12 protein-coding genes are annotated in these 15,003 nt (G+C 53.4%); 6 read left to right on the top strand and 6 right to left on the bottom strand.

Annotated elements, in window-relative coordinates; genetic code table 11:
- Positions 1 to 2: 2 nt before the first annotated feature.
- From NSU18_RS27185 to NSU18_RS27170, 4 genes are all read right to left on the bottom strand, one after another.
- The gene (locus NSU18_RS27185; RefSeq protein WP_341150517.1) at positions 3 to 2,417 is read right to left on the bottom strand and encodes a hypothetical protein; all 2,415 of its coding nucleotides are present in this window, start codon (positions 2,415 to 2,417) and stop codon (positions 3 to 5) included.
- A 73-nt stretch (positions 2,418 to 2,490) separates the two neighbouring features.
- On the bottom strand, positions 2,491 to 2,649 hold the full coding sequence (locus NSU18_RS27180) for a thiazolylpeptide-type bacteriocin (RefSeq protein WP_339219784.1): 159 nt from the start codon (positions 2,647 to 2,649) through the stop codon (positions 2,491 to 2,493).
- 55 nt (positions 2,650 to 2,704) lie between these two features.
- Positions 2,705 to 2,863 carry a thiazolylpeptide-type bacteriocin gene (locus NSU18_RS27175; RefSeq protein ID WP_036732414.1) on the bottom strand — a complete coding sequence of 53 codons (159 nt, stop codon included), beginning with the start codon at positions 2,861 to 2,863 and terminating at the stop codon, positions 2,705 to 2,707.
- Between the two features lie 58 nt (positions 2,864 to 2,921).
- A complete protein-coding gene (locus NSU18_RS27170; RefSeq protein ID WP_339219785.1) occupies positions 2,922 to 3,080 on the bottom strand; it encodes a thiazolylpeptide-type bacteriocin in 159 nt (52 codons plus the stop codon).
- A gap of 239 nt (positions 3,081 to 3,319) precedes the next feature.
- On the opposite strand from NSU18_RS27170, the gene NSU18_RS27165 reads away from it, so the two are divergent.
- Both NSU18_RS27165 and NSU18_RS27160 read left to right on the top strand, forming a co-directional pair.
- A complete protein-coding gene (locus NSU18_RS27165) occupies positions 3,320 to 3,895 on the top strand; it encodes a DUF6609 family protein (RefSeq protein ID WP_341017270.1) in 576 nt (191 codons plus the stop codon).
- An 89-nt stretch (positions 3,896 to 3,984) separates the two neighbouring features.
- Positions 3,985 to 4,950: an MBL fold metallo-hydrolase gene (locus tag NSU18_RS27160; RefSeq protein ID WP_341017269.1), complete on the top strand. Its 966-nt coding sequence runs from the start codon at positions 3,985 to 3,987 to the stop codon at positions 4,948 to 4,950.
- Between the two features lie 407 nt (positions 4,951 to 5,357).
- On the opposite strand, the gene NSU18_RS27155 is transcribed toward NSU18_RS27160, so the two are convergent.
- Entirely contained in the window at positions 5,358 to 6,014 is a 657-nt protein-coding gene (locus NSU18_RS27155; RefSeq protein WP_341017268.1) for a class I SAM-dependent methyltransferase, read from the bottom strand.
- Positions 6,015 to 6,418: 404 nt separating this feature from the next.
- Between NSU18_RS27155 and NSU18_RS27150 the strand changes: the two genes are divergently transcribed.
- The 4 genes from NSU18_RS27150 (at position 6,419) to NSU18_RS27135 (ending at position 10,861) form a co-directional block, all read left to right on the top strand.
- Positions 6,419 to 7,123 (top strand): response regulator transcription factor, encoded by a 705-nt coding sequence (locus tag NSU18_RS27150; protein ID WP_341150516.1) that lies wholly within the window; start codon positions 6,419 to 6,421, stop codon positions 7,121 to 7,123.
- Positions 7,120 to 8,121, top strand: a complete 1,002-nt coding sequence (locus NSU18_RS27145) for a sensor histidine kinase (RefSeq protein ID WP_341017266.1) — start codon at positions 7,120 to 7,122, stop codon at positions 8,119 to 8,121. The genes NSU18_RS27150 and NSU18_RS27145 overlap by 4 nt, the downstream gene beginning before the upstream one ends.
- A 117-nt stretch (positions 8,122 to 8,238) precedes the next feature.
- Positions 8,239 to 9,006, top strand: a complete 768-nt coding sequence (locus NSU18_RS27140) for an ABC transporter ATP-binding protein (RefSeq protein WP_341017265.1) — start codon at positions 8,239 to 8,241, stop codon at positions 9,004 to 9,006.
- Positions 8,978 to 10,861 carry an ABC transporter permease gene (locus NSU18_RS27135; RefSeq protein ID WP_341150515.1) on the top strand — a complete coding sequence of 628 codons (1,884 nt, stop codon included), beginning with the start codon at positions 8,978 to 8,980 and terminating at the stop codon, positions 10,859 to 10,861. The genes NSU18_RS27140 and NSU18_RS27135 overlap by 29 nt, the downstream gene beginning before the upstream one ends.
- Before the next feature lie 330 nt (positions 10,862 to 11,191).
- Here NSU18_RS27135 and NSU18_RS27130 read toward each other — a convergent pair whose 3' ends face one another.
- Positions 11,192 to 14,962: an Ig-like domain-containing protein gene (locus tag NSU18_RS27130; RefSeq protein WP_341150514.1), complete on the bottom strand. Its 3,771-nt coding sequence runs from the start codon at positions 14,960 to 14,962 to the stop codon at positions 11,192 to 11,194.
- Between the last annotated feature and the right edge of the window lie 41 nt (positions 14,963 to 15,003).

Here is a 15,003-nt window from a genome sequence, read left to right as displayed (position 1 = left end):
TTTCATCCCCCCATTCTGAGCGGTTCTTCATGCATTTCGTACACAACCTCAGCGGTATATTCATTGTCATACGGGTCGGGAAGCGCCTCCTCGAACACAACAGCTAATTCCCCGTACTTCCTGCGGCAGCGTTCCATATGCTTAAGCCATTCCATACAATACTGCGGCTCCTCAGCATCCAGAAAGATCGGCTTGTGCAGCCCGGACTCCCCATATTCGATGTGCAGCCTGTTGTTACGGACAGGAAACAGCCGGATGAATGAATGCAGCGGGACAGCATGGGCCTCAAGCACCTCATGAAGCCGCAGGTATCCGTCCAAATCCGGGGTCACTCCGGCAAACAGCTTCTCATGAAGAATAGTTCGCCTTCTGTGCAGGATCAGCTTCCCGTAACTGATTCTGCCGATATGCCGGTATTCATCAATGCCGAGCTCATCATAGTCCAGCCCGGTTCCCGTGATGAAGCCGGATTGGGTGAGCAAGGCAAGATTCCTGTACTCCTCCGGCAGGCAAGCCGGTGCAAGTGATCCTGTATATAACGGAACAATCCGCTGCTTTCCAAGCTGGAGCTCGAAGCTATGACGTTCAGTATTCCAAATCAGCCCGGCAGCCTTAAGATCAGCAGCGATACTATTGCCTTCTGCAAAACCATTCATATTGGGATTGAACCCGCAGGAGGGGGAGTAGGTGATTAGCTGCGCCTCGTCCCCGCAGTGGAGCACATCTTGCAGCCGTTCAGCTATGGCGTCATGACTCTCGGGCAAATGATACATGGCATAGGCCAGATAGCTGTTCTTGCAATCATTCACTACAAGCTCTCCCGTACCGCTCCGCTGAAGCCAGAATCCTGCTACAGCAGGCTGGCGGATGCGGAGTTTCCGCAGCCCTGCCGTAAGCGGAGCCAGATCCGCACGCTCCAGCACAACATCCTCTCCCGCTGCTGCCGCAGCCAGCTTCATCCGGTATTGATCTCTGAGCTCCTCCAGGCGCGCTACTGCGGGAGCATTCTCAAATATACTTCCTTTGCAGGTTCGGTTGAGTGCCACATGCTGCTCATACTCTGCGGCATACCTGGACAGGCCGGGCTCAAGGGAGGTATACGGCACAGGGAGCGTATCATGCAGCTGATGCTCCATATAGAGCCGGAACTTCAGACGGTTATCGAAGACTGGCAGAACTTCAGCCCATTCCGCAAGCGGATCACCGAACGGCTCCACTATAGCAGACGGTACACCTGCTTCCGCATAGCTGTCCTCATTGAACGGGTTAGCCGGATATTTGCCCTCCCATCCGAGCAACTTACAGCAGCGGTTCACATGCTTCCGGGTAATTTCCAGCAACCGCTCCCTCTGCGGAACCTCACTTGTCTGTTCGAGCTGACCGGACAACAGACGGATGGCTTCCAGATGCTGAGCCAGGGACTGTATCCTGCTGCTTCCGTGACGCAGTGCAGAGACGGCTTCGATGAATAACTCCAGCGTAAGCGGCTCGCTCTCCCTGTAATTCGCATGCTTGAGGTATCCGCAGCGCAGCAGTGCAACAGCCTTGGCTGTCATAGCTTCTATGCTTTCATTCCATATCTGTGCCAGCTCATCCAGGCTGACTACGCTGCCGGGTTTGATCTTAGCCGCAGCCGGTGTCTTCAAGCGGTAGCTTCGCTTCGTTCTGCTATATATTCCGGGCTCCGCCGTTTGCGGTCCGGTACTTCCCTCCGTCAGGAGGGTCCCTTCTTGCTCCCTGTAATCCACCTTATAGCAGCTGGCCCGTATCACCTCAGGAAGCAGCAGCCATAACTCATACCAGTGAAGGAGAATCCATTGAGCGAAGCTGATCCGGCTCTTCTCTCCTGTTCCCGGTCCCCGGCAGATGGAAGTGAAGGAAGAGAGCGGGGCTGTTTTGGCAAAAGAACGCATCATTATTTTCCATACCTTTCCGCTTTTTTTCGAGCTATACGATTTGTTCAATGAACAATACATTTCATAGTTAGTTAGCAGCAGTGCATTCTGCACACTCGGTTGCTCCCGGAACAGCTTATACAGCTCCTGTTCCTGCATTTTACATTCACTCTTGAACCGGATGGTTAATGCCTGATACCGCTGTATCAGTCCGCTGCCGGTCTGCTCCAGAGAGAGTGCCTCCTCCATGAGCTCCGGTGCGATTAGGTTTACCTTCGGAATCTTTCCGGGCTGGATATGTCCTTTGCGGACTCCCTGTTGCAGCCGGATATAGGCAATCCGTACCTCCGGCTCTTGTTCTATGCGCTCAGACAGCCGCTGGTGCAGCCATTCCTTACGCTGATTGAATCCTTTACGTTCTTCACAATAAGCTAGAAGCTCCTGGTAGAAACCATGCTTAATCTGCATCAGGTCACTGGAAGGAACATGATTCCGTCTTTCAAACAGGAAGGTTCGACTCAACACGGCTCCCCCTTCTGGGATTGTTTTTGGATGGGCGCGGCTGATGCCGCCCCATCCATGGTTTAGCTAACAATTAGGCACAGGAAGAGGAACACGACGAACATGACGACGAGCCGCAGGTGGAAGAGCTCCCGCTTCCGCTGGATGCCGCCGTTGACGGAATAGCCTCCACTTGATCCAGTTCAATCAGCTCCAGGTCCAGATCTTCCAGTTCTTTATTCAAATCTTTCATGATTTATCATCCTTTTCATAATTAGTATTTTATTATCATTACGATACTGTTAATCTTAAGCACAGGAAGAAGAACACGACGAGCATGAGGACGAACCGCAGGTTGAGGAGCTGCCGCTGCCGCTGGTTGCCGCTGTTGACGGAATAGCTTCCACTTGCTCAAGTTCAATCAGTTCCAGGTCCAGATCTTCCAGTTCTTTGTTTAAATCCTTCATTTTTTCATCATCCTTTTCATAAAATTAGTGTTTAAGTATTCTTGTGAATCGGTCTGTCTTACGCGCAGGAAGAGGAACATGACGAACATGATGATGATCCGCAGGTGGATGAACTGCCGCTGCCGCTGGTTGCGGCTGTCGATGGAATGGCTTCCACCTGATCGAGTTCAATCAGCTCCAGGTCCAGATCTTCAAGCTCTTTTTCGAATGGTTTCATAGGTTACTTCACCTCCTTCAGTCCGTCCGGAATGCTGCTTATCAGGCGCTCCGTTTCAGTGGTTATTTTCTTTCTGAAGTAAGAGTATCACAGCTTATTCAAGCCTTCACCGACTACCATTCCAGTAATTCCCACAAATAAATTGCGGTGCGGCTGCAGGTTTTTTGCGGGTTAACACGCTCATTCAGGTGTCAATACTGATAAAGCTCAACAAATATATCCATAAGGGGAAGAAGACAATGAAGGCAGACGGAAGACAAGTACGGAGCAGAAGCTATCTGAATAAAAGAGTGTGCGGATTGTGGCTCATCTGGGTGGCCGCCATCCTGTTTGCGGGGCTGCTTGCGGGGGGAGCGCAGCTGATCTCCATGCCGGTATTTTCACTCGGGTATATGGCCGGTTTTTTCTGGATCCTGACCGGCAAAACGGTCAGCCGCAAGCTGTCCTACGGACCGCAAACGGCCTTTCAGGGCAAGATGACTCTCTACTCTATCCTTCTAATGTTCGTGATTATGGTGCTGGTAGGCGGTCCTCACTTCGGGGACGGCAATTACCGGATGGTCTGGCTGGGGGCTTTTTTGGCAATAGGTCTTCATTTCATTCCGATGGCCTGGGTGCATGGACGTTCCATGCTTCTGCTGGCTGTCCTGCTAAGCGCTAATGCTGTGGCGGGGATGGTGTGGCCTGAGCTGTCTTTTCACACCCTGGTCTATGTGGATCTTGCTGCCAAAGTGCTCTGGGGGACTCTGCTGCTCTTGTCTGGCCGCCCGGCTGCTGCAGAACCGTTCGCAGGCTCTTCGAATATCGCCAACTAAACGGAGATCAAATGGAAATCCAGAAAAATATTGTCTAACAGACTGAGATAGCGTATAGTATATTCCCATGTTGGAAGGGAGAGATTACTATGCTCAACAGGATTGAATCATTTCAAGGCTCCAGGCATTTCCGTCTGCAATATATTGCAGATAGCACCGTTGCAGCGGTTGCGGTTCCAGGCACAGGCTCACTCGCAAACGCGGCCATTATTGACCTGGGGGGACTCACGCTGGTGGTAGACACATTCGCGACGCTGGAGGCGGCTCAGGATTTGAAGGCTGCGGCTGAGCATCTCACAGGGAACCCTGTATCCTATGTGATCAACACACACTGGCACAGCGATCATACCACTGGCAATCAGGTGTTTGTGCCTGGTGCTCAGCTGATTGCAACATCCGGCACCCGTGAGACGATGAATACATTCGCCAGAGACCGGGTAGCCCAATACCAGAACAACAGAGAGAAGATGCTAGAGGCGATCAGAGAGGCAGAATTGCAATGTGCGCAGGAGACGGATCCTAAGCTGCAACAGGAAATGGCCTGGGAGAATGCAACAGACCGTGAATTTGTGAATATGCTGCCGCAGCTGGTGCATACGGTACCGACGATCACTTTTGACCAGCACATGACCCTTCACGGCAGCAACCGCAGCGCTCAGCTCATTACATATGGCGGAGGGCACACGCAGAGCGATGCTATTGTGTACCTCCCGGAAGATAAAGTGCTCATTATCGGGGATCTTGTGCTCTCGAACCACCATCCGGTGCTGGCTAATGCCAACCCTCAGGAGTGGCTGCATATTTTGGAGCAGATTGAATCGCTGGACGTGGAGACGATTATACCGGGGCATGGTGAGGTCTGCTCCCTGCAACAGCTTCATGCGGTGAAAGGGTACATAAGCAGGATGATCGCCATCGTGACCGAAGCCGTTCAGAATCAGCAGAGTATTGAAGAGATCGAAATCCCCGAAGAATACCGCGCTTGGTATTTCACAACCTATTTCAAGACAAATTTGAATAAGCTCTATGGCCTGATTACTGCTTCAGGGGAATAACAGAGAGCATTCGGCGTATATCGTGTAACCAGTAGAGGGAACAAAATCAACCTCCGGATGAATAATGCTGGCGCCTTCTTTTATCGGTCGCTTGTGAGGAACAGCATTGTTGCACATTTTGCAGGATTCCTTTATAAATGTTACTGACTGAAGTACAATGTTGCATGATTTGCACAAATTCAAGTGTTTAGAGCAAGTTAACGCTGAATTTGTTGCATTGCTTGCAGGATTTCAGCAGAGACTGCTTCTATGGTGCAATATTCTTGCACTTTTTGCAAAATTCCTCTATAAATGTTATTGGCTTTAGAGCATAGATTTGGCCCACATACCTATGTGGTAGTCATAATTTCCTAAACTACAAGAAAAGAAGAGCATATCCCTTCTTTTCTTGTTTTTCTCTATGCAAGCTATCCCTTCCTAAGTACAAAACATAGTGTGTCTGCTCCCCCCGTATACGGACTGCCGCAGCTATCATCGTAAACACTGTCCAGCTGGAATCCCCAAGGCAACACTTCCTCCGCAAGGGTCTCCTGTGTAAACACCGTGTTCCAGATCAAATAATGATGCAGCCTATGATCGGTAAGGATGACGGTCTGACGGGCCTCCACGGTATGCTCCTCGAAGAAATAAGACGCTTCGAGACATACATGCGGTTCAGCATTCCAAAAGCCTCCGTCTGGCTGAACCGACCACGAAGTGCTATCCTTCTTACTCTGAATCGTCTGATGCGTAAATACATCCATAATAAACAAACCCCCAGGCTTTAACGCACGGTGCAGCTTGCCCAGCAGAGTGTACCGCTCACTCTGTGTAAGTGCGCCATAATCACAATAAATCAAGGTAATCATATCGAACGCTTCCGAATAATCCAGCTCTAAATAATTCTGATAGATGTACCGGCTCCGCGTATCCTGCTCTTGGGCATAGGCGATGGAGCGGCTTGAGAAATCAAGCCCCGTTACGTTATATCCCTGTTCAGAGAGACGCTTGGTATAGAGTCCAGGTCCACAGCCAAGGTCAAGAATACGGCTCCCCGGCAGGATCAGACCGCTAATCCACTTCACTGAACAGTCAATATGCAGTGCCTGCGGCTCGCCGCTTCCCAGTCCGGATTCAGATGTGCTTCCAGCATTTTCTTCGAGATATGCCCGTCATTCCAAAACGGTTCAACGCTTCGTTGCCACAGCACAGGTTGTACAGCAAGTGAAAACAGGTGATTTAGCATATGGTTTCCTTTCATAAAAAGATTCCGGGCCGTTATACTCTCATTAACTCCCTGTCCTAAATGGTAAGCGATCCTCTATGTCTGTCTCCAGGCACAGAATGAGTATAATAAAAGTTGCTGGTGCAGGGCAGTGAGCCCATTCGTATAGCCGCTTCTACCCACTCTGACTCCCCCTAACTTCCCTTACACCCTCACCCGTGTTATATATGTACTTAACTGAACAAGACAAGGAGAGCCGTGAAGATGTCCAGAATCATGATTGTAGAAGATGATCCGAAGATTGCAGACTTGCTGCACTCGGCTGTTGAGAAGTACGGATATGAGGTCGTCAGGGTCAGAGACTTTCGCCTGGTATTGCAGGAATTCGAGGAGATGGGACCGGAGCTGGTGCTGCTGGATGTGAATCTGCCCAGCTATGACGGTTATTACTGGTGCCGGCAGATCCGCAAGGTCTCCACTTGCCCTGTGCTGTTCATTTCGGCGCGGGACGGGGAGATGGACCAGATTATGGCGCTGGAGAACGGCGGGGATGATTATATTCCGAAGCCCTTTCACTCCGGGATTGTACTGGCCAAAATCCATAGCCACCTCCGCCGGGCCTACGGGGAATATGCGGCAAAACGCGAGGAGCTAATGCTGGAGAAGGAAGGGCTTAAGCTCTATCTGGAACGGCTCGAGTTGCAGTATGAACAGTCGGCCGTGAGCCTAACCCGCAAGGAAGCGGATCTCACCCAGAGCCTGATGGAGCGTTATCCGCGGGTGGCCAGCCGGGAAGCCCTGCTGGAGAAGCTGTGGGACCCGGAGGCATTTGTGGATGAGAACACGCTGAATGTGAATATTGCGCGGGTACGGAAGAAATTTCAGGAGCTTGGGCTGCACGATGCCGTGCTTACAGTCAGAGGTTCGGGCTACCGGCTGAACCCAAGCTGGACCGAGGCTAAGCCATGAAGCTGTTTATCCGGGAGCACGCGCTATTATTCGCAGTTCAGCTGATGCAATTCGCTGCTATATTGTCTATTTACTGGCTCGACGGCTACCGTGATCTGCCCACCGCGCTCTATGCAGTCTTCATAGGCTTCTTCTTTCTCGGCTGCTATCTGATCTATCAATATATCAGCAGGCGGCGTTATTATCTCCGGCTCAGCAGACCGCTGGAGGCACTGGACGAATCCTTCCAGATCCTGGAGGACCAGCCTGCCTCTAAGGCGCTGGAGCAGCTCCTGCACTCTCAGTACCGCCATTATCAGCAACAGCTCACTGCGGTGAAGCTCCAGCAGGAGCAACACCTAACCTTCATAGACCAGTGGGTGCATCAGATGAAGACCCCGCTGTCGGTGATCGAGCTGACTGTACAGAACCTTGACGAGCCGGAGGCTGCCAGCATCCGGGAGGAGCTGGAGCTTATGCGGCGGGGATTGCACACTGTGCTGTACATGGCCAGGCTGCGGGCGTTTGAACAGGATTTTCACATTAAGCCTGTGGTCCTGCCGAAGCTGGTAAGCGAGGTGGTCCATGATCACAAGCGGCTCTTCATCCGCAACTCTATCTTTCCCGAAGTGAAGGTCTCCTCTCCCGGCATTACTGCCCAGAGCGATGAGAAGTGGCTGTTCTTCATGCTGTCCCAACTCATAAGCAACGCCATCAAATATTCCGCAGCAGCGGACAAGACCGGTAACGGTCAGAAGGTTACGGTATCCTGCTATCTCAGGGGAGCACACGCGGTCATTGAAGTGAAGGATCACGGCATCGGCATTCCAAAGTCCGATCACAAGCGGGTGTTCGGCCCCTTTTTCACCGGTGACAACGGGCGGGGACTGCGGGAATCTACGGGAATGGGACTGTACTTGACCAAAGAGGCGGCCGACCGCCTCGGACACCGGCTTGAGCTGGAATCGGCGGCTGGTGAGGGAACGGTAATCAGGATTATTTTGACGGCCCAGCCTTAGCTTACCTTACAAGCGTGTAATAAAAGTGAAATCTTAATCGATAGCTGCACGGCTGCTGTCTCCGCTATAGTGGTCCTACAACCATTCTATTGCTTATACAGAGAAGGAGAGAACCCTATGCTGGAGGTACAACAGGTCAGTAAAATATATGAAGGAAACGTAGCCTACCGGGCGTTGACCAACATTGATCTAACGATAGAGTCCGGAGAATTCGTAGGGATTATGGGTCCATCGGGAAGCGGCAAAACCACGCTGCTGAATCTGATTGCCACCGTTGATGCTCCGACCACAGGAAGCATTGTGATTGGCGGGAAGGACACCGGCACGCTGGACAAAAATGAACTGGCGGTATTCCGCCGCCGCGAGCTGGGCTTTGTCTTTCAGGATTTCAACCTGCTGAACACCTTGACGGTGGAAGAGAATATCGTGCTTCCGCTCACACTGGATGGAACAAAGGTGCGTGTGATGAGGCAGAAGGCGCAGGAGATTGCGAGGAAGCTGGGCATTGAAGACATTATGAAGAAGCGTACCTATGAGATCTCGGGCGGTCAAGCCCAGCGGACAGCGGTCGCCAGAGCGATGATTCACTCTCCGAAGCTGCTGCTGGCGGATGAGCCTACCGGCAATCTGGATTCGGGTGCAGCCAGGGATGTGATGAATCTGCTGGAGACAATCAACGAACAGCAGGGAACCACCATGATGCTCGTGACGCATGACGCTGTTGCGGCCAGCTATTGTCACCGTGTGGTCTTCATTAAGGATGGCCGATTCTATACAGAGATCCACCGCGGGGACAACCGCCAGAGCTTTTTCCAGAAAATCATTGATACACTTTCGCTGTTAGGGGGGTATAGCCATGACGTTCCGCCAGTTCGCATTCCGTAATGTCACCCGGAACAAACGGCTGTACACCGCCTATTTTCTCAGCAGCATGTTTACGGTAATGGTCTTCTTCACCTTCTCCATCTTCGCCTATCATCCGGTATTCAGCGCAGACCGTCTCCAATCCAGCGCTGCTCTGGCGCTTTCGGTCGCCAAATGGATTATTTATGTGTTTTCCTTTTTCTTCGTGCTGTACTCTATGAGCTCCTTTCTGCAATCGCGAAAACGGGAGTTCGGGCTGATGATGATGCATGGCATGACTACCCGCCAGCTGCGGCGGATGATTTTCCTGGAGAATATGATGATCGGGGCGGGGGCTACGGTCAGCGGCATCGGGCTCGGCGTGATTTTTGCCAAGGGGATTCTGCTTGCCGGAGAGCGTGTGCTTTCCCTTCATGAGCGTCTGTTGTTCTATTTCCCGGTGAAGGCGATTGTGCTGACCCTGATTTCCTTCATGCTGCTGTTCGCCCTTATCTCCCTCTTCATTTCGGCGGTGCTGCGCAGCGGCAAGCTGATTACGCTCATCAAGGCAAGCCGTCAACCCAAACCGGAGCCAAAGGCCTCTATTCTGTTGTCTCTGCTGGTGGTCCTGCTGCTGGGAAGCGGCTACTTCCTGGCGCTGCGGACCAGCGGACTAAATGTAATGCTGATGCTCGTGCCCGTTGCCGTTATGGTGATCATCGGCACCTATCTGCTGTTTACACAGCTAAGCGTCTACCTGATCCGGGAGCTGAAGGCGCGGGAGGGGCTGTTCTGGCGCAGAACCAATATGCTGCTGCTCTCAGATCTCTCCTTCCGTATGAAGGATAATGCCCGCTCGTTCTTCCTGGTGGCTATTATCTCTACTGTTTCTTTCAGCGCTATAGGAACCCTCTACGGATTTCAGTCCATGCTGAACGGGGCGCTTAAGGAAAAGAATCCTTATCTGTTCACCTATCTGTCTGCACAAGGAGACAGCAAGGCAAAGGCCCATATCCAGCTGATTGACGAGAGCCTGCTCAAGGCCGGGATTACAGCAGGCAGAACAGGTCTGGCGCTGAGCTATTACAAGACCGCGGACGGGGGCCGGTCACTGATTCTGGTGAAGCAATCGGAATATAACCGCCTGGCGGAGCAAATGGGAATGAAGCCCATCCGGCTGAACAGCGGGAAGGCGGCCATTGTGGATTTCGGACTGTCCCGTAAGGGGGAAGAGCTGCTTAACCAGCCGGTAAAGCTGCAGTCAGGGGCTGTAATCGAGGCGGATCAGGCCGTCGTCTCTGCGGCGCTCCGGGCGGTCAGCGGGTATTATGTCGTCTCCGACGAATGGATGGCCCGGCTCGCCCAGCCGCTCAAGGTAAGCCATTATTACGCGTGGCTCGGGGAGATTGGACAGCCAGGGATTGAGAGTATAGGGCAGCGGCTGACGAACAAGCTCCCCTATAATGAATTCTATAATTTCTATGCGCTGGAATATGAGACCTCCAGAATTAATGATTACTTTGGCCCGCTGATGTTCATAGGACTTTTTGTCGGGATCGTCTTCTTCGTCTCCGCCGGCAGCTTCCTCTATTTCCGTCTGTACAGTGATCTGGATGAGGATAAGCTGAAGTTCAAGGCGATTTCTAAGCTGGGGCTGAGCCACAAAGAACTGGGTCGCATATTGAACCGCCAGATCGGCCTGCTCTTCTTCGCCCCTATTGTAGTCGCTCTTATCCATGGAGCCGTCGCCCTTACAGCACTGTCCCATATGTTCCAGTATTCCCTGTTCAGGGAATCTCTGCTTGTGCTGGGTCTGTTCTTTTTCATCCAAGTTATCTACTTCCTCATTGTCCGTTTGTTCTACACGAGACAAATCCGGTCGGCCTTGGCCGGATAAAAACCTGCAAAACACAAACAAGGGGCTGTCCCAAAAGCCATGAAACGGCTGCTTGGGATAGCTCTTTATGCTGGAGCAAATTCAACGTGAACACTTGGGGGAGTGGGGAAGCTCCGATTCGGGCCTCACACCTGCGTGAGTGCAAATGTATGCTGTTTTCCACATACATTTGGCTCCTCGCGCCTTCAGCAAGCCCATTGTATGCTGTTTTCCACATATATTCGGTTCTCAGGCCTGCGCGTCAGCAAATGTATGCTGTTTTCCGCTTACATAATTCCCGCAATAAAAGGAGCTGTCACTTTTGGGACAGCTCCCTCTTTCCGCTAAGACTTAAGGCAGAACCGAGAAGACAATATCGTCGAACAGCATGTAGGCGAAGCCGCTGGTGTAGAAGCCGACCTTGCCGGACGGGCGGTGGCCCGGATCGCTGCCGGAGAGCCTTGGTGCGCCGTCCACGGTTACAGCGATGTCCCCGCCCTTCGCCGTTACCTTCACCGCGTACTCCGTATCCGGCTGCAGGTCATGTCCCGGCAGCACCGTCTCGGTCAGCTTCTGCCATGCAGTGTCATAGAGTATCCAGGCCGAAGATCCGTCTGCCCGGGTCCGGTAGCCGATCCGGGTCGAGCCGCTGCTGTCCTGGCGGTCGAAAATGTACAGGATGCCGTTATCCGGCATCACCGCCGGTGTCTTCAGCTTGAAGTCCAGCTGATAGGCGGTGAAGCTGCGGTCAAGCAGTCCGGTCGCGCCGTTCAGCAGCTTATATTTGCGGTTGCCGTCCGGGTCAGCGGCAATGCTGCGGTTCGGGTCGACCGGCCAGCCGTTGCCGCCGTTCTCGAAGTTCGTCTCATGCATGATATTGGAGACTGTTACGGCAATATCAGCTTTTATCAGCGGATTTACCACCGACACAGCGGTGATTACCGTATCCCCTTCATACACTGCGCTGACCACTCCAGTCTGATCGACTGTTGCCACCGCCGGGTTGGCGGACTGCCAGGTCACCCCTGTATCCGGCGTATCCGCAGGATCGTAGGAGACCTGCAGCGGCCGCTGCTCTCCGGCGGCCAGACGCACGCTGTTCTCTGCCGGGATAATCCCGGCCAGCGTAGTCGTCAGCTCCTTGAACTGGATGTCATCGAAGTGCATCTGGCTGACACCCGCGACATAGAAGCCGACCTTCCCTTCCGCATTATGCCCCGGGTCACTGCCCTTCAGGCGGAACGCTCCGTCCAGATAGACGCTGATGTCGCCGTCCTTCACCAGCATGCGGACCGTATATTCCGTATCCGGCTGCAGGTCATGTCCCGGCAGCTTCACTGCCTTCAGCACCGTCCAGGCAGAATTGTACAGCAGCCAGGCGGAGCTTCCGTCCGCACGGGTCTTATAGCCGATCCGGGTAGAGCCGCTTCCGGCCTGACGGTCGAAGATATACAGAGTCGTGTTATCGCCCATCACCGCCGGGGTTTTCAGCTTGAAGCTCAGCTCATAGTCCGAGAAGGATTTGGGGCTAAGGGCGGAGGCTCCATTCAGAATCTTATACCAGCGGTTCGTGCCGAGCTTCTCGATGCTGCGGTTCGCATCCTGCAGCCAGCCGTTCGCGCCGGACTCGAAATCCGTGTAGTCCATCACGCCATCGCCGGCCTCCACGTGAACTGTAACCGTGGCACTCAGCAGCGGATTCTCCGTTGAAGCTACCGTGATCACCGTGGTCCCGACCGCCCGGCCGGTAACAACACCTCCACTATCTACAGCCGCAACCCCAGGATCTGCCGATGTGAAGGTCAAGGCGGGATTATCCGCATTCCAGGGCAGCACTGCCGTGCGCAGCTTCACCGTTTTCCAGCGGTCTACAGTAATCTCGCTGTCATAGACACTTACCCCCTGCACGGGATAGCTGTCCGCACCGGCTGTCGTGCCTGCCTTACCGATAACGCCGATCTCAGCAAACGGAATTTCCGGGAAGCCGGGAATCATATCATATACGTCCGCATCCGGCCGCAGCGACAGATCGCCTCCCGCCAGATCGGTGAAGCCGGGATCACCCGCAGTCACCCAGTTATTCGCATACTGGACCAGCCCGAATTTGTCGTACGCGCCATACACATTAGTGGTTACACTGCGCGGAACCGACGGGTTGTAGACGACATTGCCCTGGAAGGTATTCGTGTCAGGATAATAACGGTTCTCCGTGAAGAAATCCGCCAGCTCGGGATACTTGGCCAGATAAGGCGTTCCGGTGAAATTATTGTTCGCCGCGAACAAAGCCTGCCACTTCGGCATATAATTCAGCGGCACCTGATCATCCGGCTCATCGCCAAGGAACATATCCGCATAGTCATACGGAATCTTGCTGTCAATGAAGATATTGTTGCGGGTCAGGATATGGGCACCGCCGTTATTTTTGATAGCCGAATTGCCCATCTTGTAAAATATATTCTCGTCGATCGTCAGTCCCATCGTGAAATTATCCGGGTACACGCCCTCTACCCCTGCTTTGCTCTCGCCGATGTTATGGAAATAATTGCGCCGGATCACCGTGCCCCGCTCATGGGGCTGCTCCCCTGCGTTCATGTAGATCGCTCCAAGATCGGAGAAGGTCGTACATACATCATAGATCTCGTTATACTCCACGGTATGGTCATTGCCGAAGATCAGCACGCCGGGATGGGGCGCATCATGCAGCTCATTGTGCGACATGCGGTTGCCGACACCGGACAGCAGAACCCCCGGATTATAGGCTTTGTGATAGTAGGCAAAATCGTGAATATGCGAATTCTCCACCCTGTTGTTCCCCGGCGCAAGCGTGGTTTTGTTGCCGCCGGTCAGCGTAACGGCCGTGCCGCCGATGTGGTGAATATGGGTGCTGATAATAGCGTGGTCTGTCCCCGGTGCCCCTTCAAAATTATTATAGTAAAACCGGCTCTGGGTGTTGACCAGCACTCCGCTGTTGGTGAAATTGTGGATCTCGCTGTTCAGGATACGCAGCTGCTTGCCGCCCATGAACACCGCTGCCGAATCGCGGCCGTTCTCCAGCACCAGCTCGGAGAAGTCGATGTACGAGGCGTTCAATGCGTTGATCATCGGCGTCTTCAGCATCGTGACTTCAATATCCGGGTCCGCTGAGGCGGCAAATCCGGCATTCGGCAGAAAATACAGCTTCCCGGCCTGGCGGTCAATATAATATTCGCCGGGCATGTCGATCTCCTCCAGCAGGTTCTGCGCGAAGTGGAAGTCCGGATACCAGTTCTTGAAGATACCGCTCATTTCGCCGTAGCGGAGGGTGATGCTTTTGGCCGCGGTATCAATAGAAGCAATCTTGTTATACGACCATTCCCAGCTGTAGCCGAAGATCCCGTCCAGCCAGATGTCGTCGGCCTGCGTCCAGTATTGGGGACGGTCATACGTATAGGTGAAGGTGCCGCCGCGTGTATGCACCTCCCCGTTCGGGTCCTTGCGGGTCGGGCCGGGATCGAGAATCTCGTCCATCTGGACCGTGCCTTCATTCGGCCAGCGGGCCAGCGTCATTCCCTGCCCAGCCACGTACAGCTCCATCGGCGGGACCTTGCTAAGGTCATTAGCCAGATAATAGCCGTGGCGGCTGAGCTCGCCGTAATCGGTAATCCCGAGACCCGCGAGATCCGCCTCCAGCACCTTAGTTCTCGCTTCAGTGCTGATGATCCGGCTGAGCACGGCGTTGTCCGTGACCGGAACGAACGCTGATTTCTCCAGCTTCTCCGATCCTGACAGAGTGACCTCTTCCCCCGGATATGCCGTGTACGTGATGGGCTTATTTGCCTCGCCGGAATCCTGCTCCCGCAGCTCGAAGCTGCTGGTCCGCTCATACCTTCCTTCCCGCAGATACACGGTAACCCCGCCCTCAGGCAATCCCTCCTCCGCCTTCAGCGTACGGATCGTATCGCGCGCCTTTTCAAGACTCTTGAATGGGGCATTCAGCGTCCCGGAATTGGAATCGCTTCCATTGGTGGCTACATAAAAAGCCGTCCCGGACGTCCCCCCCTCAGCATAGACAGGGGCTTCAAACGGCAGAGACGGCATCAACAGCAGACTGGCTGCAAAGGCGGCAAGCAAACGTTTTTTCACCAAGGCTCCTCTTCCTTTCAACTTGGGATGTAGGGGCTTAC

The sequence above is a fragment of the Paenibacillus sp. FSL H8-0048 genome (genome assembly GCF_038002825.1).
Lineage (GTDB): Bacteria > Bacillota > Bacilli > Paenibacillales > Paenibacillaceae > Paenibacillus_AQ.
Note: the sequence above shows the minus strand (reverse complement) of the source record. Positions and strands in the feature narration are given on the sequence as shown.

What these genes read in the sequence shown, in the direction of transcription:
- NSU18_RS27135 (WP_341150515.1), top strand. Translation starts at nt 8,978, where the DNA reads ATGACGTTCCGCCAGTTCGCATTCCGTAATGTCACCCGGAACAAACGG.
- NSU18_RS27140 (WP_341017265.1), top strand. Translation starts at nt 8,239, where the DNA reads ATGCTGGAGGTACAACAGGTCAGTAAAATATATGAAGGAAACGTAGCC.
- NSU18_RS27170 (WP_339219785.1), bottom strand. Translation starts at nt 3,080, where the DNA reads ATGAAACCATTCGAAAAAGAGCTTGAAGATCTGGACCTGGAGCTGATT.
- NSU18_RS27165 (WP_341017270.1), top strand. Translation starts at nt 3,320, where the DNA reads ATGAAGGCAGACGGAAGACAAGTACGGAGCAGAAGCTATCTGAATAAA.
- NSU18_RS27150 (WP_341150516.1), top strand. Translation starts at nt 6,419, where the DNA reads ATGTCCAGAATCATGATTGTAGAAGATGATCCGAAGATTGCAGACTTG.
- NSU18_RS27175 (WP_036732414.1), bottom strand. Translation starts at nt 2,863, where the DNA reads ATGAAGGATTTAAACAAAGAACTGGAAGATCTGGACCTGGAACTGATT.
- NSU18_RS27180 (WP_339219784.1), bottom strand. Translation starts at nt 2,649, where the DNA reads ATGAAAGATTTGAATAAAGAACTGGAAGATCTGGACCTGGAGCTGATT.
- NSU18_RS27160 (WP_341017269.1), top strand. Translation starts at nt 3,985, where the DNA reads ATGCTCAACAGGATTGAATCATTTCAAGGCTCCAGGCATTTCCGTCTG.
- NSU18_RS27145 (WP_341017266.1), top strand. Translation starts at nt 7,120, where the DNA reads ATGAAGCTGTTTATCCGGGAGCACGCGCTATTATTCGCAGTTCAGCTG.